Source organism: Paenibacillus albidus (genome assembly GCF_014644435.1).
Lineage (GTDB): Bacteria > Bacillota > Bacilli > Paenibacillales > Paenibacillaceae > Paenibacillus_AQ > Paenibacillus_AQ albidus.
Window position 1 is genome coordinate 141,829 of sequence record NZ_BMKR01000008.1, and the last position, 22,624, is coordinate 164,452.

General features: G+C 53.5%; 14 protein-coding genes. 2 read left to right on the forward strand and 12 right to left on the reverse strand.

Features of this window, described 5'->3' with window-relative positions; genetic code table 11:
- Position 1: 1 nt before the first annotated feature.
- The 4 genes from IEY53_RS11880 to IEY53_RS11895 form a co-directional block, all read right to left on the reverse strand.
- Entirely contained in the window at positions 2 to 1,183 is a 1,182-nt protein-coding gene (locus IEY53_RS11880) for an exonuclease SbcCD subunit D (RefSeq protein WP_189025113.1), read from the reverse strand.
- Between the two features lie 97 nt (positions 1,184 to 1,280).
- The gene (gene addA / locus IEY53_RS11885; RefSeq protein ID WP_189025275.1) at positions 1,281 to 5,366 is read right to left on the reverse strand and encodes a helicase-exonuclease AddAB subunit AddA; all 4,086 of its coding nucleotides are present in this window, start codon (positions 5,364 to 5,366) and stop codon (positions 1,281 to 1,283) included.
- A gap of 14 nt (positions 5,367 to 5,380) precedes the next feature.
- Positions 5,381 to 8,923: a helicase-exonuclease AddAB subunit AddB gene (gene addB, locus IEY53_RS11890; RefSeq protein ID WP_189025277.1), complete on the reverse strand. Its 3,543-nt coding sequence runs from the start codon at positions 8,921 to 8,923 to the stop codon at positions 5,381 to 5,383.
- Between the two features lie 376 nt (positions 8,924 to 9,299).
- Positions 9,300 to 10,694, reverse strand: coding sequence for a class I SAM-dependent rRNA methyltransferase (locus IEY53_RS11895; protein ID WP_189025115.1), 1,395 nt, complete (start codon positions 10,692 to 10,694; stop codon positions 9,300 to 9,302).
- Between the two features lie 94 nt (positions 10,695 to 10,788).
- Here IEY53_RS11895 and IEY53_RS11900 point away from each other — a divergent pair, with 94 nt between their 5' ends.
- Positions 10,789 to 11,778 (forward strand): Na/Pi cotransporter family protein, encoded by a 990-nt coding sequence (locus IEY53_RS11900; protein ID WP_189025117.1) that lies wholly within the window; start codon positions 10,789 to 10,791, stop codon positions 11,776 to 11,778.
- Positions 11,779 to 11,941: 163 nt separating this feature from the next.
- On the forward strand, positions 11,942 to 13,459 hold the full coding sequence (locus IEY53_RS11905; protein ID WP_229696097.1) for a hypothetical protein: 1,518 nt from the start codon (positions 11,942 to 11,944) through the stop codon (positions 13,457 to 13,459).
- 3 nt (positions 13,460 to 13,462) lie between these two features.
- On the opposite strand, the gene IEY53_RS11910 is transcribed toward IEY53_RS11905, so the two are convergent.
- The 8 genes from IEY53_RS11910 to IEY53_RS11945 all read right to left on the reverse strand — a co-directional run bounded on the left by IEY53_RS11910 (position 13,463) and on the right by IEY53_RS11945 (position 22,623).
- Positions 13,463 to 14,293 (reverse strand): energy-coupling factor transporter transmembrane component T family protein, encoded by an 831-nt coding sequence (locus IEY53_RS11910; RefSeq protein WP_189025121.1) that lies wholly within the window; start codon positions 14,291 to 14,293, stop codon positions 13,463 to 13,465.
- The gene (locus IEY53_RS11915; protein ID WP_189025279.1) at positions 14,290 to 15,996 is read right to left on the reverse strand and encodes an ABC transporter ATP-binding protein; all 1,707 of its coding nucleotides are present in this window, start codon (positions 15,994 to 15,996) and stop codon (positions 14,290 to 14,292) included. The genes IEY53_RS11910 and IEY53_RS11915 overlap by 4 nt, the downstream gene beginning before the upstream one ends.
- 67 nt (positions 15,997 to 16,063) lie before the next feature.
- Positions 16,064 to 16,624, reverse strand: a complete 561-nt coding sequence (locus IEY53_RS11920) for an ECF-type riboflavin transporter substrate-binding protein (protein WP_229696098.1) — start codon at positions 16,622 to 16,624, stop codon at positions 16,064 to 16,066.
- Positions 16,625 to 16,803: 179 nt separating this feature from the next.
- Positions 16,804 to 19,026: an Ig-like domain-containing protein gene (locus IEY53_RS11925; protein ID WP_189025123.1), complete on the reverse strand. Its 2,223-nt coding sequence runs from the start codon at positions 19,024 to 19,026 to the stop codon at positions 16,804 to 16,806.
- Between the two features lie 137 nt (positions 19,027 to 19,163).
- Positions 19,164 to 19,595 carry an NUDIX hydrolase gene (locus IEY53_RS11930; RefSeq protein ID WP_189025124.1) on the reverse strand — a complete coding sequence of 144 codons (432 nt, stop codon included), beginning with the start codon at positions 19,593 to 19,595 and terminating at the stop codon, positions 19,164 to 19,166.
- A gap of 101 nt (positions 19,596 to 19,696) precedes the next feature.
- Positions 19,697 to 21,040 (reverse strand): tRNA (N(6)-L-threonylcarbamoyladenosine(37)-C(2))-methylthiotransferase MtaB, encoded by a 1,344-nt coding sequence (gene mtaB, locus IEY53_RS11935; protein ID WP_189025126.1) that lies wholly within the window; start codon positions 21,038 to 21,040, stop codon positions 19,697 to 19,699.
- A gap of 3 nt (positions 21,041 to 21,043) precedes the next feature.
- Positions 21,044 to 21,808, reverse strand: coding sequence for an RsmE family RNA methyltransferase (locus IEY53_RS11940; protein ID WP_189025282.1), 765 nt, complete (start codon positions 21,806 to 21,808; stop codon positions 21,044 to 21,046).
- A gap of 131 nt (positions 21,809 to 21,939) precedes the next feature.
- Entirely contained in the window at positions 21,940 to 22,623 is a 684-nt protein-coding gene (locus IEY53_RS11945) for a site-2 protease family protein (RefSeq protein WP_189025128.1), read from the reverse strand.
- Position 22,624: the final 1 nt, after the last annotated feature.

Below are 22,624 nucleotides of genomic sequence, written 5' to 3' on the forward strand. Positions count from 1 at the left end.
TCTAGTTCTCCTCCCCTTCCTCCGGCTGCTGCCGTTCTTCTTCCGCCAGTTCCAGGAACAGCTCAATCAGGCTGTCCTCCGGCTCTGCTCCGCCGGTCTGGCGCTGATAGAATTTGCGGAACAAATCCTGAACGGGCATGCGGGAGCGCGACAGCTGTTCCAGCTCCTGCTCCATTTGCGGATAGATGGGCCGGATATGGATGATTCCTTCCCTTGATTTGCGCAGCCGCTGAATATCATTCATGGACATCGCTTCACTGAGACGGATTTCAAGATCTATAAAAGCGGAAGCATCCCGCCCCTCATCCAGCCACTGATAGACTTCCTGCAAGCCTCCGGCAGAGTTCCACTTTACCAGCGGACGGCCGCAGCGAAGATAGACCTCTTCAAAGACAGGCTCTCCTCCGGGAACAACATCGATGATCGCCACCGATTTGGCCTGGCCCGCTTCTGAAAAACTGTACGCCAGAGGCGAACCGCTGTAACGGATCATACCGTCCCCTTTAACCCGCTGGGAGCGGTGAAGGTGTCCTAGGGCCGTATACTGCGCTCCGCAAAACAGTGATGACGGGTCTACCGTATAGGCCCCGCCTACTTGAATTGGCCGTTCCGAATCACATTCCACACCGCCCAGCACATAAATGTGGCTCATGGCCAGATTCACCGTCCGGGGCGTAAACTCCCGGCCCAGCAGCTGCATCAGCTTGCCTACGCGGGCACTGTATGCAAGCCGCAGCTCGTCCTCACCGCTGTCGCTGGCGAGCAGTTCCCCGAGGCGTGCTTCGGAAGGATACGGGAGTGCCGCTATCTTGGCAATCTCTCCGGTACGCATTGCTTGCACAGTCACCGGCTCCGAAGTAGGAAGCCCCACTAAGGTAATACCTTGTCTCCGGACAAGCGGAGATACGGACGATACGCGCTCCGGCTGGTCATGGTTGCCTGCAATCACGACCAGCGGCCGCCCTCCGGCGGTTAGTCTGGCCGCCGCATCGTAGAACAGCTGCTCTGCGGCCGCTGGAGGATTGACGGAATCATACACATCTCCTGCCATTAATATCAGATCCACCTGCTGTTCATCGGCAATCTCAACCAATTCATCCATGAACTGCTCCTGCTCCCGTTGCCGGCTTCTTCCTTCCAGCGTACGGCCCAAATGCCAGTCGCCCGTATGCAATATCCGCATCTTCCGCCTCTTCCCTGCCTGGGCGCATTTTTCCGCGATAGATTTGCCGCGGAACTGCGCCAGGCTTATTAATAGAATCAAATTATTTTTTAATGAATCATAGTTTCACTGCGTGACCGCCGTCAAAAAAGTATAACCAAATCTCCTGGACTGGTTCTCCCAAAATATCATGCAGTGCTTTACTGTATAACTCCAGCTGAAAACGGTATTTCTCCCTGAGTGCCGCAAGGCCGCCCTCATGTTCCAGAACCGAATCGGTCTTGTAATCCAGCAGAACCAGCCGTCCCTCTTCCCGGAACAGACCATCGATAACCCCTTGGATCAGAACAGACCGGTTCGTGCCGGATATGGAAGATAATTGAGTTGCCGCTGCTGCCAGCCGGCCAAGGCCACGGTAGGCTTCCACTGCCGGGACCATGTAACTGAACGGCATTTCCCGTCTCTTCCAGGATGCCTTCAGCAATCTTTGGCCCAGTTCATTTCTATAAAAAGCCTCCACCTGTTCCGGCACAACCGCCTCAGCCTGCTCGTTGGTCAGAATCGCAAGCCGGACCAGGCGGGCCAATGTCTCTTCAATTACTGCCTTGTCAACGGTCCCTGCAAGCGGGATATGCTGCATGACGGTATGATAAGCGGTTCCGCGTTCCGCCGGGGTCAAGCTGCGCTTCTCCATAAATTTGGGACGGCGCAGATGTAGGGTTCTGGCACCGGCCGCATGCTGAACCCCGGAGTAGCCACGTACTGCGTTATCCTCTTCCTGGACAAGTTCCCTGCCCTCAAGCAAATCAAAAGAAGGCTGCTCCTGCATGGAGAGCAGATTCTTCAGCTCGGTCACTGAGGTTTTGGCCGGAACTACGGTAGCCTCCGCGTGAGGATAACGCCACCCCAGCCTGTGGTTAACCAAGGATTGATATTCCGTCTCAAGCAACGGGGCAGGTTTACCATGCTGCAACGCTTCAAGTACAGCATGGCGTCTTTCATCCTGTTCTGTTTGGCCGGAATTGGCGAGAAGGTTACCGGAACCCAGTTCCGCAGCATCCAGGGCATGGATACTCCAATTGGAGACGTCGCTGTGCAATACCGTAGATACGGCTCCTTCCGAATCTGCCAGCTTTCGCAGGATCGCAGCAGCGGGATGCCGAATCAGCGCCGGGCCTACCCAGTCTAAATAACTGCGCCCACGCGCCAGCAGATGATCCGGGAGCAGCAGCTCCTCCCTGCCCTGCAGAGCAGCCCATCCGGCAATTTTGCGCGGCAAATCCCTTACCGTTCCCACGAGAATCATCTTGTCGCGCGGACGGGTCAAGCCTACATACAATACCCGCATTTCCTCTGCCAGCAGTTCCAGCCGCGAGCGGCGGTTAATGGCGAGAAAGGGCAGGGTCGGATAGCTGACCCGGGTATCCCGCTCAACAAACCGCGGACCGAATCCCAGTTCTTTGTGCATCAGGAAGGGAGAATGAAGATCCTGGCGGTTGAACATTTTGGACATGCCTGCCAGGAATACTACCGGGAACTCCAGTCCCTTGGACTTGTGGATCGTCATAATGCGCACGCCATTGCCTTCTTCGCCGCTTCCTCCCGCGACACCAAGATCGCCGCCATTCTCTCTAAGACGGGATATAAAGACCAGGAAGCGGAACAAACCGCGTGCAGAAGTGTCATTCTCGTATTGAACCGCCCGGTCATAGAGGGCCTTCAGATTGTTCTGGCGCTGCGATCCACCCGGGAGTCCGCCCACCCAGTCCAGATAGCCGCTCTCTCCATAGATCCGCCAGATTAAGCTGCTGAGGCTGCCTTCACGGGCAGCATCTCTCCAGCTCTCCAGCCGGTCCATAAAAGACTTGAGCTTGCCGTACAGCTCGGGCCGTATTACCGGTGCAGTTGTCTGAACCCCAACCAAATCATTGACGGTATCCGTCCATATCTCCGAAGAAGCATAGATCCCTTCTTCACTCGCGGCAGCCGCTTCGGCTGTTGCTTCCAAGGCTGATGCAACTTCTGCACCTGAGGCATAAGCAGCCGGATCCAATGCCGCCTGCACGGCTTGATAGAAAGAACCAGGGCTGCACAGACGCACCGTGGCCAGTTCTTCCTCGCTCAATCCCACTACAGGTGAACGGAGTACACCCGCAAGCGCAATATCCTGCTGGGGATTGTCTACTACTTTGAGCAGGGACAAGGCAATCTCTACCTCCGTAGCTTGAAAATATCCTTTATTCTGATCCCCGTAAGCCGGAATCCCTTCCAACCGAAGCTCCTCAATAATCTGCGGAGTCCATATTCTGGCGGAACGCAGCAAAATGACAATATCCCCATACACCACCGGGCGCATGATTTTGAGCGCTTTATCATAGATCAAAAGCGGCGATCCGCCGGACATTCCGGTCATCTGTGAAATGCGCCGGGCTATGGCCCGGGCCTCTAGCTGCGCTGTCTCGCTCTCGATGATATCATTCTCAGGCGCAGGTGCTTCCCCGTCTTCTGCCGCTTCCTCGATCCGTCCGGAAGGTTTGCCGCGGTCGATCAGCAGCAGTTCAGGCGCAAAAGCAGTGTCCGGCCCCTTATCCTCCGCTCCCGGAAAATGGGCCCCGTATACCAGCTCGGCACGTTCGTCATAGCTGATCTCCGCTACCGTCTCGTTCATGAGTTGGCGAAATACCATATTGACGGCATTCACCACTTCCCGGCGGCTGCGGAAATTCCTTGCCAGGTCGATGACCGATCCGCCACGCGGTTCTGCGGGCGGCAGATCAGAAGTTATTTCTTCGGCAGCGCTTTTGCCGAAGCTCCGGTATTTATCCAGGAACAATCCTGGCTCAGCCAGACGGAACCGATAGATACTCTGTTTCATATCGCCAACCATGAACCGATTGCCCGGCGCCTCGCGGGCAATCAGGCGAACAATCTCTTCCTGAACACTGTTCGTATCCTGATACTCGTCCAGCAACACTTCATCGAATTGGGCACGGTATTCCATCGCTGCATCCGAAGGCTCGGAATGGCCCGCCTCCGAATCGGGATGACGCAGGATTTGCAGGCAATAGTGCTCCAGATCGCTGAAATCCACCAGGCCCCGGCCTGCTTTTTCCACCCTAAACCGCTCGCCGAAAGCAATGACTGTCTCAGCCAGTTCTTGCATCAGCGGTGCAGCTTCATGCAGTTCAGCCAGAAAAGCTTCCGCCGGACGGCCAAATAACGCATTCTGCAGCTCGGAGATGCTTTTTTTGACGTTCTCCCGCAGTTCCTTGACTCTTTCCTGAAGTCCCGGATCGGTAGCATCCTTCTTGCACGGCTTCAGCTTGCCAAACGATATTTCCCGAAACGCCTCGTAAAGCTCAGACCAGGGACGCTCCGCTACGGCCTCCCGCAATCCTTCAACCATCACTAAATCGGCCGTCATATTCTCTGCATAAGGAGCCGGCCCCCCCGGTTGCTGGGCGATCTCCCGGCCTTGCAGCAATTGGCTGATGGCGCCATCCAGCGTAAGCTTCGCTTCGCCCAGAATGCTCTGTACCCACGGTGTGCGTTCCAGGCTCTCTGTGTCAGGCAGCGAAAAGTCGGCAGCCGTATCACGCAGCCACTGCGAAGGCCAGGGATGACTGCGTGAAAAATCATGCAGACGCTGGATAAGAGCATGCACCGCATCATCACTGCGCTCTCCGCTGAACCAGTCTGCTAACCTTACAAAAACACTGTCTTCTCCGTCGTCACCGGCTTCTCCATACTTTTCTTCCAGCAGCTCTTCGAGAATCTCCTGCCGCATCATCTCAGCCTCATGCTCATTAAGAATCCGAAAACCAGGATCAATAGGAATCATCTGATAGTACCTGCGGATCACTTCAAGACAGAAGGAATGCAAGGTTGTTATAGAGGCTCTGCCGAGCAGAGCCAGCTGGCGGCGCAGATGGTCATTGTCCCCATCCTCTTCCAGCGCCCGGTCCAGTGCTTCGCGAATCCGCTGCCGCATCTCGGCGGCGGCGGCCTTGGTGAAGGTAGCCACCAGCAGACGGTCTACACTAAATCCGCTTTCCTCACGGCTGATTTTGCGTATAATCCGTTCGACCAGCACGGCCGTCTTCCCCGAACCTGCCGCCGCCGCCACAAGGATATCATCACCGCTCTCGGCAATGGCGCGCCACTGGTCGTCGCTCCATATACTGCCTTCCGGTTTGGCTTCCATTTCAGGCTTCCAATTCACAGTGTTTCTCCTCCTTTGCGGGACAGCAGATCCCAAATGATGTCTTTGCCCGGTTTACCCAGATTGTTATAGCCGTTGCCATCTACCGCTTCGTCAAAGTGACAGACCGGCCGGAAGGAGCAGAAGGTGCAAGCCGTTTCCTGTTGAATCCGGTAAGGCTCGATCGCCACATCACCTTCGGTAATCCGTGTGCCGATATCCGAAATCGTACTTCGCACCGAGGATAACAAATCTCCCCATTGCTCCGGCGTAGCGACTGAAGCGCTGCTATAGAAGCTCCCGTCACTCTTCACCGCCACCGGTACGATCGAGGAATAACCTTTATCCAGCGTAGTGTCCATCAGGGAGACTACTTCCCGGTCAGCGGTTAACAGCCCTTTCATCTTGAAGCGTTTCAGCAGTTCCTGCTCGGCCTGTTCCCGGTTCATTCCGTTCGGAGAGGAGAGCAGCGGATCATGCACATGGAAATAAAGTGTTCCTGCGGGAAGTGCATGGCGGCCCAGCCATTGTTCCGAGTAGGTCAGCAGCACATCAAGGTAAGTCAACATTTGTAGCGACAACCCGTAGTAGACTTCATGCAGCTTGAGGTCCTTCTGGCTTGATTTGTAGTCGATAACCCGGAGCAGCACACCATTCTCGCCTTCAGCCATATCGACACGGTCAATCCGTCCCACCACTTCCATCACGCAGCCGTTCGGCAGAGTGATGCGCAGTGGCGGAAGATCCTTGTCTGGTCCAAAATCCAGTTCCAGGCCTACCGGCTCAAAGCTGCCACGCCGTGCGTGCTCACCCAGAATGACCGAGGCCCGTCCCACGATATTCTTCAATTTACGTGAAATATATCCGTAGCGCTTGGAGCTAAGCAGGATCTCTCCTTGCAGCATAGGAGACAGACGGTCTACGGTCTTCCCCGCTTCGCTGCGGCATTCCTCCGGGGTCAAGCTGCCCCAGCCACGGCCTTGCTGCTTCAGATTGGTGGCCATCTCGCTTAACGCAGCATGGAACAGCTGTCCAATATCGGGCGCTTGCAGCTTATATAGCTGCCGTTCTTTCAGCCTCAGTCCATAAGATGCAAAATGCGAAAAGGCACAGGCCGCAAACTTCTCCATCCGGGAGACGCTGCCGCGCAGCGTCTTTCCTCCATACAGCTTCAGACTGGTGCCGCGTTTCAGACGGATGCCTTCGTTGCGGTAGAACAAAGATCCCAGCAGCCGCTGCAACTGCAAGCTCAAGTCTTCGTGCCCGTGATTCTGATGAGCATCCGCATACCAATTGTAGACATTCCACCAGAGCTGCGGGATCTCCGCCCCCTGCCGCCAATGCCTGAGCTGCATCAGCAACACGCGCAGCGTCTGCTGCGGGTGACTGACAAAATCCAGGTGGAATGAAAGATCCAGTTCCCCGGATTCGGCAGAAGGTGCGGGAGGAACAGCCGGAAGCATCGACTCTTCTTGATGACCCTCATGAAACATAATGTGCAAATGGCGGATGATCTCCGATGGCAGCAGCGCCTTGCCCTCGTCATCGGCGGAGGCATAACTTATCCAGAGCTTCTTGCTTGGAGTTGTTAGCGCGTTATAGATCAGGAACCGCTCGTCCAGAAGCTTGCGCGAAGAACCCGGAGCCAGCTCAATCCCGGCGTGCTCCAGCATCGCCCGTTCCCCCTCGGAGAGGATGCCATCCTCCTTGAACTGCGCAGGCACAATGCCTTCATTGAAGCCCAGCAAAAAAGCATATTTCACGCCTGAAGTACGCGTCCGGTCCATATTTCCCACCAGCACCTGATCCAGCGAAGGCGGAACAAGCCCCATCTTCAGCTCGGCAAGTCCGGTCTCCAGTACACCTGCGAACAACTCAAATTCCAGCCGCTCCCCGCCCATCATTTCCACGATCTGATCCAGCAAATCCAGTACCGCTCCCCAGATCTGTTCATGTTCACGGGCAGCCTCCGGCTTCCCTTGCTCAAGGGCGGCCATACTTCTGTCTTCCAGCCAGCGTGCAGCGCCGGTATCTTCCAGCAGGTGATATACAGCTGTGCATAGCTCAGCAGCACTGCGGCTCTTTTTCACCCTTTTCTCAAAAGCAAATAAAGGCCCTGTAATCACCGCCCGGCAAGCTTCCACTTTAGACAGCAGTTCCTCATCCACCCGCCTAGCACCTTCAAGTGAAAGACTCGGAATCCCCCTCCAGGGGCGCTTATCGGTCCAGCGGTAGCCCTGAATGCCGCAAGCCAGTACGTAATTCTCCAGAGCGTCCATATCTTCACGGGTCACTCCACTGCCCGGCGACAGCAAAAGCTCCGTCTTCACACAGCGGAACACATCTTCATACCGCCAGCGGCGGCGCACCACATCCAGTGAAGAGCGAATGAACTCTACCAGCGGATGATGCAGTTCGTTAATCTTCTGATCCAGAAAATAAGGTACTCCGTAATCCTGGAACAACGGCTTCACCAGCTGCTCATAGTCCCCGATGTTCCGCATAAATACAGCCATTTCTCCATATTCTGCCCATTCATCCCGGGCTAGCCGGATCATCTCGCGCAGTGCGCCCTCCACTTCTGCCCGGCGGGAAACCGCTGCGTGTATAGTAATAGCTTCAGAACTCTCAGCGGAAGAACCGTTCCAGCGGTTCCGGCGGTCGAATCCCTTTTCCAGATGGGCAAGTACGGGACTGTCTTGAAAACGCGGCAAAACCGGCGGCGACAGATGCTGGTCCCACACCTCCAGCCCCAGTTCCTCCGCCATCCCGCGCAGCTTGATATATGTCACCGCCGCAGGATGGAACAACTCCAGCTCATGGGGCTGCCCCCCTGCAGGATAAGCTTTATTAAGGGTAAGCGAAATCGTCATCCGGGAGGCATGCAGCATCAGTTGACGCAGTACAATGAACTCCTGCGGTGTAAATCCATGGAAGCCGTCTACCCAAATCTCGGCGCCCCGAAGAAAAGAAGAGTCCTGAATATGTTCCGCCAGTTCAGCCAGACGGTCTTCTTCATCTACATAGAGCTGTGACATCTCTTGCTCCAAATCATTGAATACCAGCTGGATATCATCCAGCTTGCCTCCAAGAATGGGGCTGCCTGACGTAACATCCCGCATTCTTGATACCTGTTCCTCCAAATCTCCGGCACCAAGGCAGCAGCGCTTCATTTCCGTATGCAGCCGGCTCAGACGCTCCACGAACCCCGGCCGGTCCGAGGAGGCTCCGAAGAGCTTGAGTTCCTCCTTGCGGCGGCCGATGATTTTGTAGATCAGCATCTTCTTGCCTTCTTCACTGATCGGCAGATTGGCGCTTCCCCCGGTTTCCTGACGCACCCGGTATGCCAGACGCGAGAAGCTCAGGGTGTGTGCCCGGATGCTCCCTTTGGTGTTGCCCTCCGACAAGAGTCCCCGTTCCGCACCAAAAGATCCCTGCTCAGGCACAAGCACAATCATCGGAACGCCAAGCGGATCCTGTTCCAAGGAGGAGGATACTTCCCTCCATATTTGTGTAGTCTTGCCGCTGCCCGAGCGGCCTGTTAACAAGGTTACCGGCATCGCAATGAACTCCCTTCCGTCGAGTAACAAAAAATATATACAGTACAGGCGTTCCCCGCCTGATTACACCTCAACCTGCTCTCAAACTCTGAAATTACTCGTGTTCATAGTATAACATACCGCAAATAATCAGAACATATGTTTGGTATTGTTTTCAAGAAACAGACAAACTATGAATCCTGCTTGGTTTGCGTTATCTTCTAGTCTTCTACTGTAAGTCAAAAAAGACTTCCGCCGCAAGCCAGGCGAGAGTCTTCTCTGTAAGAAAGTTTATGGAAATTCGGCGAAAGTCCGATTCCGTGTAATCCACTATTGGTCTAATTTATATATCTGTTGATGAGCCAGTTCTGCCGACCTCTTTCACTGACAATCCAATTTAGTTCTTGCTCCGTACCTCAAAAATGGCAAATTTCAGGTAGTGGCCTTCATTGACGCCGAGAATCTGCGGATGGTCTTTGCCTGCGGCCCGCCATTCCACCAGACGCAGCACCTTGCCGGCATCTTTGGCCGCATCAGCGATCGTCTCCAGGAATAAGTCCGGCTGCATGTGGTAAGAACAGCTCGCGGTGACCAGATAACCGCCTTCGTTCACCAGCTTCATGCCGTGCAGGTTAATATCCTTGTACCCGCGGCAAGCCCCCGCTACGGCGCTTTTGGTCTTGGCAAACGCAGGCGGGTCCAAAATAACTACATCCCACGTCCGTCCGCCCCCTGCTGTCATCGGCTTGGAGGTATCGGTCTTCGCACCCGGCTTCACCGGATCGGCACCGGTGGCAGTTGCGCGTTCCGCACGTTCTTCCAGCCCCTTCACTTGATTGCGCAGATATTGAAACGCATCATCCACGACGAATTCGACACGCTCACTGAATCCGTTCAGCTCTACATTGGCTTTGGCGCTCTCAATGGCATGGGCGGAGACGTCGAGGCAGGTGACTTTTTTGGCGCCGTATTTGCAGGCATGCAGTGTGAAGCTGCCCGTATGCGAGAAGCACTCCAGCACGGTCGCACCATCCCAATAAGGGAACGTAACAGGCTTGCCGCTTTTGTTCACCGGAAGGAGCTGCACCGAGCCGTCCTCCGCCTGAACCTTTTGCCGCGTAATTCCGCTGCGTCCTCCCCAGCCCTGCATCAGCAGAGCAATGGAGGCCCGGTTCTCACGCTGGTCAAAAAAGTACCCGGTCTTCTGCCCCTCTTCGATATCAACGATCAGCTGAAGCTCATTCTCGCTGACAGTCACATGCCGTGGGCATTCGCCGTACAACACACCTGTAGTTTGTTCCAGACCTTCCAGCTCACGGACACTCACATCACTGCGTTCATAGATGCCGCGCGGAGCCATCACTTGTACGAGCGCCTCCACGATTTCGCTGCGCCGCTTGTCCATCCCCAGCGTCAAGAGCTGAACCACCAGCACATCCCCGAACCGGTCCACAATCAGACCCGGAAGAAAATCCGCTTCGCCGTATACAAGCCGGTAAGCATCCGCTCCCGGCAGGAACCGTTCTCTATGTTGAAGACAGCCGGTGAACCGTTCTACGAAGAACTCTGTATCCATCGCTGCAAGTTTGCCTTGCGAGACGATCCGCACCCGGATTTGCGAAGCGGAATTATAGTAGCCTGTCGCCAGAAAACGCCCCTGATGATTCAGAACCTCGACCAGACTGCCTTCCTCCGGATTGCCTTCTACTGAAGCTACCTCTCCGGCATAGACCCAGGGATGGGCCTGCTCCAGTCTTTTCTTGCGGTTTTTCTCCAAAATAACCGATGCCAATGACTTCAACTCCCTATTCTTGTGAATTGCATACATGTCCCAATCGTTCTGTTCATATATTGGTGTACAACCTCGTTCCAAAGGAGCTTGTCCTATGATTCGTGATTTGCTGTTCCCTGTCGTATACGGCCTGGTGATTTTTCTGGCCGGGATGAAGCTGATGGAAGCTGCTCTGTCCAGGCTGGCCGGCCCCTTGCTGATCAAGGGACTGCACTCTGCAACCTCCACGCCGCTCAAAGGATTGATTGCGAGCAGCGTCCTGTCCGCCCTGCTGCAGAGCAGTACGGCCGTAACCGTCCTGACCATCGGGATGGTCAATGCCGGGCTGCTCTCTTATGCCCGCACACTCGGCATTATTCTGGGGAGCAATATCGGCACCTGCCTGACCACAGAACTGATCGGACTCCAGATCAGCACTCTGGCCTCGCCCTTATTGGCAGTATCCCTCAGCCTGTGGGGGGCGGCTGTTGTCCTGGCCGAGTGGCCTCCTTATGCCTGGCAAAAGGCAGACTTGATCCGTAAATGGGCCCAGCTGACCCAATTCATCAGTCTGGCTGTGGCCGGGTTCGCACTCGTCCTGTGGGGCATCCGGGTGATGCAGTCCATCGGCCCTATGCTGCAAGAGAGCGGCCTGTTCATGTGGTTCCTGGACCATGCGGCCACCAGCGCATGGTGGGGGCTGGCCGCCGGTGCCTGCCTCACGGCACTGGTGCACAGCAGCGCCGCCGTCATCGGCATGGCGATGAGTGTTGCCGCCTCCGGCGTCATGCCGCCCGAGCTTGGCATTGCCATCGTGCTTGGCGCGAATATCGGCACCTGTCTGACAAGCGTGATCGCCTCGATTGGCGGGTCGCCATCCGGTGTCTTCGTAGCTTACTCCCATGTGGTGCTGAATCTGGGCGGAGCCCTGCTGTTCCTGCCCTTCATCGGACCGCTTGCGAATGTGGCCGCCTGGATGGGCGGCGGGCCGGCAGCCCATATTGCCCACGCCCAGACCATTTTCAACGTGGTCTGCTCGCTGGCCGTGCTGCCGCTGTGTTACCTCCCCTTCTGGGAAAGGCTGGAGAGCCGGCTTCAGACCTAGCCTTGTTGGAAATACAATCTTCCAGAATCCGGTGCTGCCCACAACTTTCGCTGTCTTATTATACTTCAATTGCCCTTTCAGTTCTAATGTGATTTGTACACCATCTGCTCCTTTTGCTATGCTGTAAGAAACAGCAGGGTAAATATGGATGCAGGAGGAAATGATGAAACCGAATACCGGAGATATTTATTGTATCTATCATGAAAGGTTGCAGCAATATACGGCTTGCCAGGTCACCGGTTTCAACGACTCCGGGGAAACAGCTGCCATCCTGGAGCTTGACTGGTCCGGAGATGAACTGCCTGCGGAAGCCGAGCTGCGTCACATGAAACCGCTGGTGGTCCATTTTTATTTTTGGAACAACCAGCTTCAGCATTTCAATGCGAGGCCCCAGGTTCCTCAAGGCTATATCCTTGCAGGGAATATTCCGCCACTGATCACAAAACCTACGAATTCCTACAAGCTCTGGATCACCGGAAACAGCCTGTATTCCCAGCGTCAGTGGGAGAAGCTGCCTGAGACGTTGCGCAAGCGGTTCAAAGCAGCCCACGCAGATACAAGTACGATCACCATCGGCAAGCAGAGCTTCCGCCGCAGCACGAATACGCTCCGGGAGCCGGATCTCCAATCGTTCTCAAATGCCGGAGAACTTGCAATGCTGCCTTGTCTGACCGGGATTTTCGCGAATCGGTATTACGATTATATTGTGCCTTATGTCAATAACAATCCATTGATGAACGAGCTGCAACTGTACAATCATGGCCAGGCCGTCATTGATCTGAGTCCAAGCAATTTAAAGCGGCTGATTATCGATGCCAGCGGCTTGAAAGTGCTGTATTTGAATGATGGGTTAACCTTTTTGTCACTAACCGGCAATGTGGCCCCCGAGCTTACGATACATGCCTCTGAACAGGGCAGATGGCTCACATTACAGGCTGAGCAGAGAATACCCGTCATCAACAGCCTTGCCAATCTGGGCAGTCTGCATCTGAACCAATTGAGCGAGCTTGCACTTCTGCCTGTACTGCACAGCTACCCTAATCTTACCGAACTTCAACTCTGGGGCAAGCCCGGCCAACTGACGGGACTTGATAACCTGGCACAATTTCAGAATCTGCAATCGTTCAGCACCTATGATCTGTTCGGGTTCGGAAGCTCCGATTTCCCGCCTCCGGAGCAGCTTCCCCGCCTATCTTCATTGTCAATGGACAGCCTGCCTGCCGATGCTGCCAAAGCGATCAAAGCGGCCTACAAACCAAGAGTGGCCTATGGCCTCGATCTCTACATCACCAAACCGCGCAAGCCGCAGTGGCTGGCCGAGAATCTGAACAATCCGTTCCGGGATTGGGATGGACGGGACAACATTACGGCAGCAAATGCAAAAAAGGCCTTTCAGTTATACAAGAAAATGCGCACCAGTATCAGTGCTCTCGTAGTTTCCGCCGAGTCTCCCGGCACAGAAACAGCGGCCCAGGAGCTGAAAGCGCTGGTGGTGGAATACACCGAAGCTTTCAACAAGATGGACCGCCGTACCGGCTTTATCGAGACCATTGAACGTGAGGAAATTTATACCGTGCTCTTGAACCTGCTGGATGAGGCCCAGGAACGCCTGTCTCCTTACCATATCCAAATCGATAGGGATGCACTCCATGGCACCTTTGGGGAGACATGTCAATTTTAAGGGCTACTTAAAAATATTATAATAACGCGAGCCGTCATAAAATGTGATCCACGCTGTCAGAACAGCAATACCAGCAATAATTCCTATAGCGATATAGTCATTTCTTGCAAACGGACGGGCCCGGTACCAGGTCCGTTTTTCTTTTTGCCCAAATCCGCGGAGCTCCATTGCAGTGCTGATCTTATCGATCCGCTCAATGCTGGTCAGAATGAGCGGCATCAGAATCAAGATGATATTTTTCAGCCGCCGGGGCAGCTTTTCTTTACGGGAAATATCGATTCCGCGTGCCTGGGCGGAGAAGGAGATATTCTCATAATCCCGCTGGATATCAGGGATATACCGCAGGGCAAGGGACACGGAATAGGCGATTTTGTAGTTAAATCCCACCCGGTTCAGGGAGGCGGAGAATTCGCTCGGGTCTGTCGTCATCAGGAACAGCAGCGCCATCGGGATAACCACGGCATATTTCAGCGCGATATTGAACTGATAAAAGAGCTGCTCCCAGGTGAGAGTATACCGCCCCGCAATATGAACTACATCATGCCGGGTTCCATAGATGCGCACGCCCTCCAAGGGAGAGAAGAGAAAGATGGCGATATGATTCAGCACAAAAAAGATCAAAATCAAGTACAGTACAAAGGCGTAATCTTGAAATTGCACCTTGGATATTTTAAACGCAAACAGACTGAACAAGAACAAAACCAGCAGACAGCGGGTGTCGTAAGTAATCATGGCCGAAACGGACCAGACTGCGAAAAAAATCAGTTTGGCCGCGCCTGTAAGCCGGTGAATGCCCGAATCGTGGTTCGTGTACGCTAACATTGTGGCCCTCATTGTCCCCGGCTCCTCCTGTCATGTGCGATAAACCGTCTAACGAATTCTACAGGCTGACGAATCCCCGCCTTCACCGCCAGAGCAAACAATGAAGTCTCCTTAAGATTCGCACTTCGCACCACATCGGTATCGGTTAGTACCCGTTCGGGCCTGTCGTCGGCAACCTTGATCCCGTCCGAGAGGACGATGGCACGCTCTGTATATTCAAGCATCAAATGCATATCATGGGTGATCATAATGACGGTAATGCCCTGCTGATTGAGATCCAGCAAAAACTCCATCATTTCATTGTAATGCCGGTAATCCTGACCCGCTGTCGGTTCATCCAAAATCAAAATCTCCGGCTGCAAAACCAGAATCGCGGCAATGGTGACACGTTTCTTCTGCCCATAGCTCAGAGCGGAGACCGGCCAGCTGCGGAAGGGATACAGCCCGCAGACCTTCAAGATCCCGTGGACACGTTCACCGATTTCTTCCTCCATTATCCCCCGCTGTCTAAGCCCAAGCGCGACCTCGTCGTAGAGCAGCGTCTTGGAGATCATATGATTCGGATTCTGCATCACAAAACCGATCCGGTCCGCCCTCTCCTTGATCGTGTCAGAGCCAATGTCACGCCCGTTCATCAGAATCGTTCCGGAAGCCAGCCGGTAAAATCCGCAGATCAGTTTGGATACCGTAGACTTACCGGCACCATTGCGGCCGGCAATGCATAACATCTCGCCTCGGCCAACCTGTAGGGAAAGACCCTGGAGGACTGGCCTGCTCTTCTCATAACCGAATGAAATGTCGCGTAATTCGAGCACTGGCGGGTATTCCGGGCTCTCCGGCTGTGCGCCATGGTTGTCGTACCATGCTTGTAGCTTGTCTGTGCAGGAATCAAGCTCCATCATCGCCAGGTTCTGCGGATTCATCTCCGGCGTAACCGGGCATCCGGCATACCGCAATGCAGTCAGATATAGAGGCTCACGAATGCCCGTTTCCCGCAGCAGGTCTGAGCTGAGCAGTTCAGCCGGAGTCAGATCTGCGGCAATACGTCCCTCGCTCATCACAATAATGCGGTCCACGGGCCGGTGCAGCACTTCCTCCAGCCGATGTTCTATAATGAGGACTGTTTTCCCCGTCTCCTGCTGGACCCGGTCTATCAGTTCGATTGCTTTCTTGCCTGTGTATGGATCAAGGCTGGCCAGCGGCTCATCGAATAAAAGAATCCCCACCTCATTCACCAGCACGCCGCCCAGCGTAGTTTTCTGTTTTTGACCGCCGGACAGACTCTGCGGCGCAGCTCCCAGATATTCATGAATGTCCACAGCCCGCGCCGCAGCGGCCACCTTGCCAATCATATCAGCCTGCGGAATGCCCTCGTTCTCCAGCCTGAAGGCGATATCCTCACCAACCGTCAGCCCGACGAATTGACCGTCAGGATCTTGCAGCACCGTACCTACGATATTCGACAGCTCACTGATGCCCAGTTCCTTCTGCTCCTGCCCCATCATGCGCATGGTTCCAGTCATTTCCCCCGGATAGGCAAAAGGAATCAAGCCGTTCAAACAATGAGCCAATGTACTTTTGCCCGAACCGGATGGGCCGATAATCAGCACCTTTTCACCTTCGGTTATGGTTAGATTTATATCTTGCAGTGTAGGCTCTGTCTGGGCCCGGTATTGAAAACTGAAATTTTGGAACTCGATAACCGCTCTTTTCATCATGGACCTTCCTCTTGATAAAAATAGAAAAGCCGGTGATCAGCACCGGCTCTTGGATTGTATGGCATTATGCTTCTTTGGTCAAGCTTCCTTGCTTCGTTCTGGTCTTGGCATAGGCTATGGCGAGCAGCGTTCCGATCACACCTGCAGCCACCATATTGGCCGCTCCGGCGATCAGGCCTTGTGTGAACACTTTATTGGCTGGTTCCGCATAAATCGCAATGTCTAGCAGCGGAGCAGCGATAAACCAGGCAACGGCGTTGGCGGCGATCTGTGCGAGATTGAAGCGGATGATTTCTTTCTTCCCGAATTCACCGTCGTGGATGGCGATTGTTCTGGTGAGCAGACCAATGATCAGCCCGGCGATGGCGGAAGCGATCACCCAGCTGAACCACGGTGAGCCATACAGAATCGCATCCTTCAGTGTGTGCCCGATCAAACCGATCAACAGGCCTGCTGCCGGACCATACAAAAGAGCGAACAACGCCAGCAATGCGTACGTGGTCTCGATGTTGGTATTGGGAATGCCCGAGGGTATGGAACCGAACCTTCCCAGAATGACGAACAATGCTGAACCGATCCCAATCGCCACAATAGTCTTAATGGATAACGCTTTACGCCCTGCCATTTTTTCCATCTCCCCGTCTATAATTTCTACTCCCATTTGTCGTCTAGTGATGCCTAGGGTCTATGTACTTTTGTGAATTATACATCGGATTAGTGGGGATTGCTATAGGGTTACGGATTATATTAAAAAAAGATCTGCAAAGCCGTCACCCCGGCCCTGCAGATCCCATACTTTTCCAGCTATTTCACTGAAACTGAAACCGTCACGGTTTTGTTGTTGTATTTACCCTTGATGGAGGCCGTTCCTTTGCTGACAGCGGTTATAACTCCACCGGCCGATACCTTGGCCACGGAGGGTTTGGAGCTGGTCCAGGTTACATTGCCGGTAACATTGGCCGTTTTACCCGTGTCATACAAAGCAGTAACCACTACCGTTTGAGTTACTCCCGGTGCGAGCTTCAGCTTCTTTTCGTTCACGGCCAGTTTGGTCAGTTTAGGGATAACCGTAACCTTCACCGAAGCCGTAATCCCTTGGTAAGAGCCGGTTATCGTTGTTGTTCCTTCAGTCACAGCTTTGACGGAAGTTCCCTTCACCGTAGCAACAGCCGGATTTGAGGATTCCCAGTTCATTGCACTTGAGAAGTTGGCTGTTTTGCCATTGGAATAATATCCGGTTACCTTGATTGTCTTGGAGCCTTTGATATTCATTACCAGGTCCGCAGGTTCTACGACCAGCTTCACAACCTTTTGCTCAATCGTAAGCGGAATGGTCAACGTCTGGTTGGAATAGGTTCCTTTCAAAGAGGCCGAACCTTTCGTCAATCCCTTAAGTACCTTGGCGCTGGTGCCTTGCTTGATTACAGCATTGGTTCCGGTTATCGTCCACACGATGGTTGCCGTCACATCGCGTTCGTCCCCGTTCTCCATGACAGCCTTCACACTCGGAAGAGGTTGTTCTTCACCGGTTACCAGCTTAAGATTGTCTTCAGGTCCGATCAGAACCAGCACTTTATCCTGTACGGTCACATTCACTTCAACGCTTTGTGAACGGATCGCAGACGGGCCGGACGTCACATTGCCATCCTTGAGGGTACCGATGATTTTTACGGTGCCGGCTGCCTCTGCAACGATTTTGCCATCCCGGATCAAGGCGACAGCCTCATTCGCCGAAGTCCACTCCACCTCTTTGCTGAGGTCCAGCTTCGTTCCATCCAGCTTCGTTCCGCTGACTGCAGGCAGACTTGCAGAGTCTCCCGTGTACAGATCCTGCTCTTTATCCTCAATGCCCAGAGCTGTAACAGTAGGATATACAGTCAATCTGAACGTTTTGTGGATACCCAGATATTCCGCCTTGACCGTAGTAGTTCCCACTGCTTTGGCAGTAATCACAGCAGCCTCTCCACCCGGTGCTACTGTAGCCGCCAACTGATTGTCGGAGGTCCAGACTGCCGTTTGGGATACATTCAGCGTAGAATTCGCCGCATTTCTAACCTCAGCTTTTACATGAAGACTTTCACCCAGGAAAATCGCCTGATCGCCTTCGGGTGCAAGCAGCAGCGCCTCATAAGGAGCTCGAACATACACATCTACAGACGTTGTGACACCCAGATAACTTACTGTGATCACTGTTTTTCCTGCTGTCAGTACTTTGATTTCCCCTTCTTTAACGGTGGCTACGTCTGTGTTTGAGGACGTCCATTCCGCTTTGGCAGAAATATCATTCTCTGCGGCACCTGAGCTTGACTTCGTAATTGCCGCCAGTTTGACCGCGTTATCGCCGATCAGCATCTCAAGTTCTTTTACTACAGTGCCGTTCTGCTTAAGCTCAACGCCGGAGTACGGCAATTGCACTTCCGCCTTGTAAGTAGCCGTTAAGCCTTTATATTTGGCTGTAATGGTCGACTTTCCTTCCCCTACAAGCGTAACCTTCCCTGCGGAAATGGTCAGAACATTGGTATTTGAGCTGCTCCACTCGGCATCAGCCGAAACATCCTTCGATGAGGTTGCCGTTTCTCCGCCGAAAACTTTCGCTTTAACCAGCAGCCGGTCCTCTTCATCACCCAGCTTGTAGCTGCCGTCGATATGCTCCAGCTTCAATTCTTTGAATGGATAAGTAACAGTTACCTCTATGGTTGTGAGGGCATTATTATATGTAGCTCTAATGATGGATGTACCACTGGTAAGCGGGGTAAGCAGTCCCCCTACTACCTGAACCACATTACTATTGGAAGAGTTCCATACCGCCCCGGCTGTCACATCTTTTTTGGATGAGGAGCCTTCCACACTTGCGAACACTTTCAGCTGTTTGGGGGTCTGGCCTACGGTCAGCTCCACTTTGGCCGAGCTGTCGAATTCAATCGAGTTGATATCGCCCGCAGCCGCGAAAACATTTAACGGAAACACTGCAGTGGCTAACAAAATCAGAATGAGTAGCAATTTTGGTATTTTCCTGTTCACAGTCATTAGTTCTCTCCCTTAGACTTTATTGTCCGGTGGTTGTTTTCCACACTCTTCCACTTATATCGACATTTAGGTCCCCAGTGTTAACCCTATTCTCAGATTAGGTCCCTTCATGGACGGATTTAGGACTTTATGACTAGTTACACCTCTATATTAAGCAAGGACAAAGCCTGCCGCAGAATATGAAGGTTGTTGGCATAGGAATGGCCTGTCCCCCGGACCCAGGCTGCAGAAGGGGTATGCCATTCCACTGCCTGAATCTCTTCCATCTGTGCCTTTGTCTCTCCGCCTTTCTGCTCGACCAAAAAATAATGAACCTCTTTGTCCACCCTCCCGTGTTGGGGGTGCTGGTACGTATAACGGATTACATCAATAGGAGCCTTAACCTCGCCAATAATGCCCGTTTCCTCACGAATTTCGCGCAGAGCCGTCTCCTCCACCGTCTCCCCGGCCTCCATCTTGCCTTTGGGAAGCGACACTTTGCCGTAACGGTCCACGATCAGTTGAATTTCCAGTCCTTTGCTGCTCTGGCGATAAACCACGCCTCCCGCCGAAATTTCCTTATGTGTCATGCCGGACTCTCCTTTATGCAATTTACTCATCCGTTAAAACTAACAAGGACTCCATTTCCATAACGGAAATGAAATCCTTGAGTTTCGTTCATTTGCAGCCTTTACAGCACAGCATGTTTCATACTGGTACGGCTTGCGCCTACCAGCTCGCCACGGCATTCATTCACGCCCGCTTCCGTAATTCTGACCTCACAGAGCTGTCCTTGCAGCGAGTCGTCGCCATTAAAAAACACCTGGAGATAGTTGTCGCTGAAGCCGTGCTGCACCTCTCGGCCAGGAGCGCCTTTGGCCGATCTTTCCGGAATGACGGTTAACGTTTGGCCTACAAATTTACGCGCGTAAGCGAGCTGCATCTCCTCCGAAAGGTCGATCAGCTCTTGAACCCGGGCATTCTTAATTTCCTCATCAATCTGATGGTCCATTCTTGCTGCCGGTGTACCGGTTCGCTTGGAATACGGGAATACGTGCATTTCCGAGAAATTAATGGCCTTCATAAAGTCATAGCCAGCACGGAACATTTCATCCGTCTCTCCGGGAAAACCAACAATGACGTCCGTCGTAATCCCGACATCGGGCATCGCCTGGCGGATCAGCTGCATTTTGGCATAATATTCTTCGGTTGTATATTTACGGCGCATCGTTTTGAGCACCTCGTTATGTCCGGCTTGCAGCGGAATATGCAGGTGGCGGCACATTTTGGAGGAGCGGTTCAGCACCTCCAGCAGTTTGTCGTCAATCTGGCTGGCTTCAATAGAGCTGATACGCACCCGCTCCAGCCCGTCCACCTTGTCCAGTTCCCACAGCAAATCAGACAGGCGGTAATTATCCAGATCGTCGCCGTAGCCACCGGTATGAATGCCCGTCAGCACGAACTCCTTGTATCCCGCTTCCACCAGTTGATGCGCCTGGGCGACAATGGATTTCGGGTCACGGCTGCGCGAGAGGCCGCGCGACCACGGAATAATGCAGAATGTACAGAAGTTGTTGCAGCCATCCTGGATTTTCATAAAAGCACGGGTTCTGTCCGCAAAGCCGGGGACATCCAGTTCTTCAAACTCGCGTGTCTTCATGATATTGCGGACTGCATTCACCGGCTGGCGCGACTGCTGAATATTCTTCACATGGGTCATAATCTGATCGCGGTCCTGATTGCCTATAACGAGATCCACGCCGGGGATATCCAGAATTTCTCCGGGCGAGGTCTGCGCATAACATCCGGTAACGGCCACGATGGCCTCCGGATTGCGGCGGACGGCACGGCGGATCATTTGACGGCTTTTTTTATCGCCTGTGTTGGTTACGGTACATGTGTTGATTAAATAGACATCGGCGGTCCCTTCAAAATCGACCTGCTCGTATCCTTCATTTTTAAACATTTGCCATATGGCCTCGGTATCATAGAAATTCACTTTACAACCTAAAGTGTAAAAAGCAACGGATGACATCGCTTAAGCTTCCCCCATTTCGCCGGATTCATATAAAATACAAGCTGCGGCCACCATACCCGCCGTCTCACAGCGCAGAATGCGCCGTCCAAGACCCACCGACACTGCACCGGCCGCTTCTGCTGCCTGGCATTCTTCAGGCGTGAAGCCGCCCTCGGGGCCAACTACAATCATGACCTTGCCACTTGCCTGCGGAGCAAGCGAAGCTACCCAAGGTGCAGTGGCATGGCGCAGCTGTTGTCCTTCTTCCTTCTCATAGCAAAAATAAACGGCATCGTATCCGGCAAAGGACTGCAGGAGCTGCTTCCAGCTCAGCGGAGCCGCTACCGCCGGAACGATGTTCCGGTGAGCCTGCTCGGCAGCCTCCTTGCAGATCTTGCGCCAGCGTTCCAGACGTTTGCTCTCTTTGCGCTCGTCATATTGCACTATGGTGCGTTCCGACAGAAAAGGAGCAAAGGCTACTGCCCCAATCTCGGTGCATTTCTGGATCACCGTCTCCATCTTGTCGCCCTTCGGCAAACTCTGGGCAACCGTAATCCGGACACGCGGCTCATGGGTCATCTCCAGCGCTTCCAGAATGCTTGCGGTTACCTCACCAATCTCAATCCGCTCAATCTCCACAAGCGCCTCACGGGATACACCGTCACTGACGATGAGCTTGTCACCGGCTTTCCCGCGCATGACCTTGGCGATATGGCGGGCATCCTCGTCCCGGATCACCACGGATTCACTGCCGAACTGCTCCGGCATCACGAAATATCGCTGCATCATATCAACATCCTGTTCATAAATAAAGTGAACTTGAGAATGGGGGTCCATATCCTCAAGTTCAGCTTATATCAATTTGTATATTTCATCATACATGGTTTGCCGGATGAAGACCAGACTTAGCTGGACTCCTACACACCGAACAACTTGAAGAAGAGCTGGGTGAAGCCATTCGTCAATTCCCCTGCCCAAATCTGCAGCGGATTAATGGTATATGCCCGCAGTGCAGGAATAAAAAGAATCAGGAGAAAGATAAAGACCGACCACTGCTCATATTGCTGCAATTTCCCGCGAATCGGACGCGGAGCCAGATCTTCAACAATCCGGTAGCCGTCCAGCGGCGGCAGCGGAATCAGGTTGAACAAAAAAAGAAAGAAATTCAGCTGGATAAACATGCTGAAGAACCAGAAAAATGCTTTAAGCACCCGTTCATTGGTGACCGAATCCATCACCCCTGTCGAGACGATAGCCGCATAGATCAACGCCCCTAGGATTCCCAGCAGCAGATTGCTGATCGGTCCAACTGCAGAGACAATGACTCCCATCAGCCTAGGACGGCTGAAGTTGTCCCGGTTGACCGGCACTGGACGCGCCCAGCCAAAGCCGGCAAGGACCATCAGCAGAATTCCGAAAAAATCGAAATGCACGGCGGGGTTCAACGTCATGCGCCCCATCAGCCGCCCTGTCGGGTCCCCAAACTTGTTGGCGAAATAGGCATGGCTGAACTCATGAACAGTAAACGCTATAAGCAAAGTAATCAATAAAAATGGAAGCTGCTCCAGCGGCATTAAAATAATTTTCTCCAAAAACTCCATC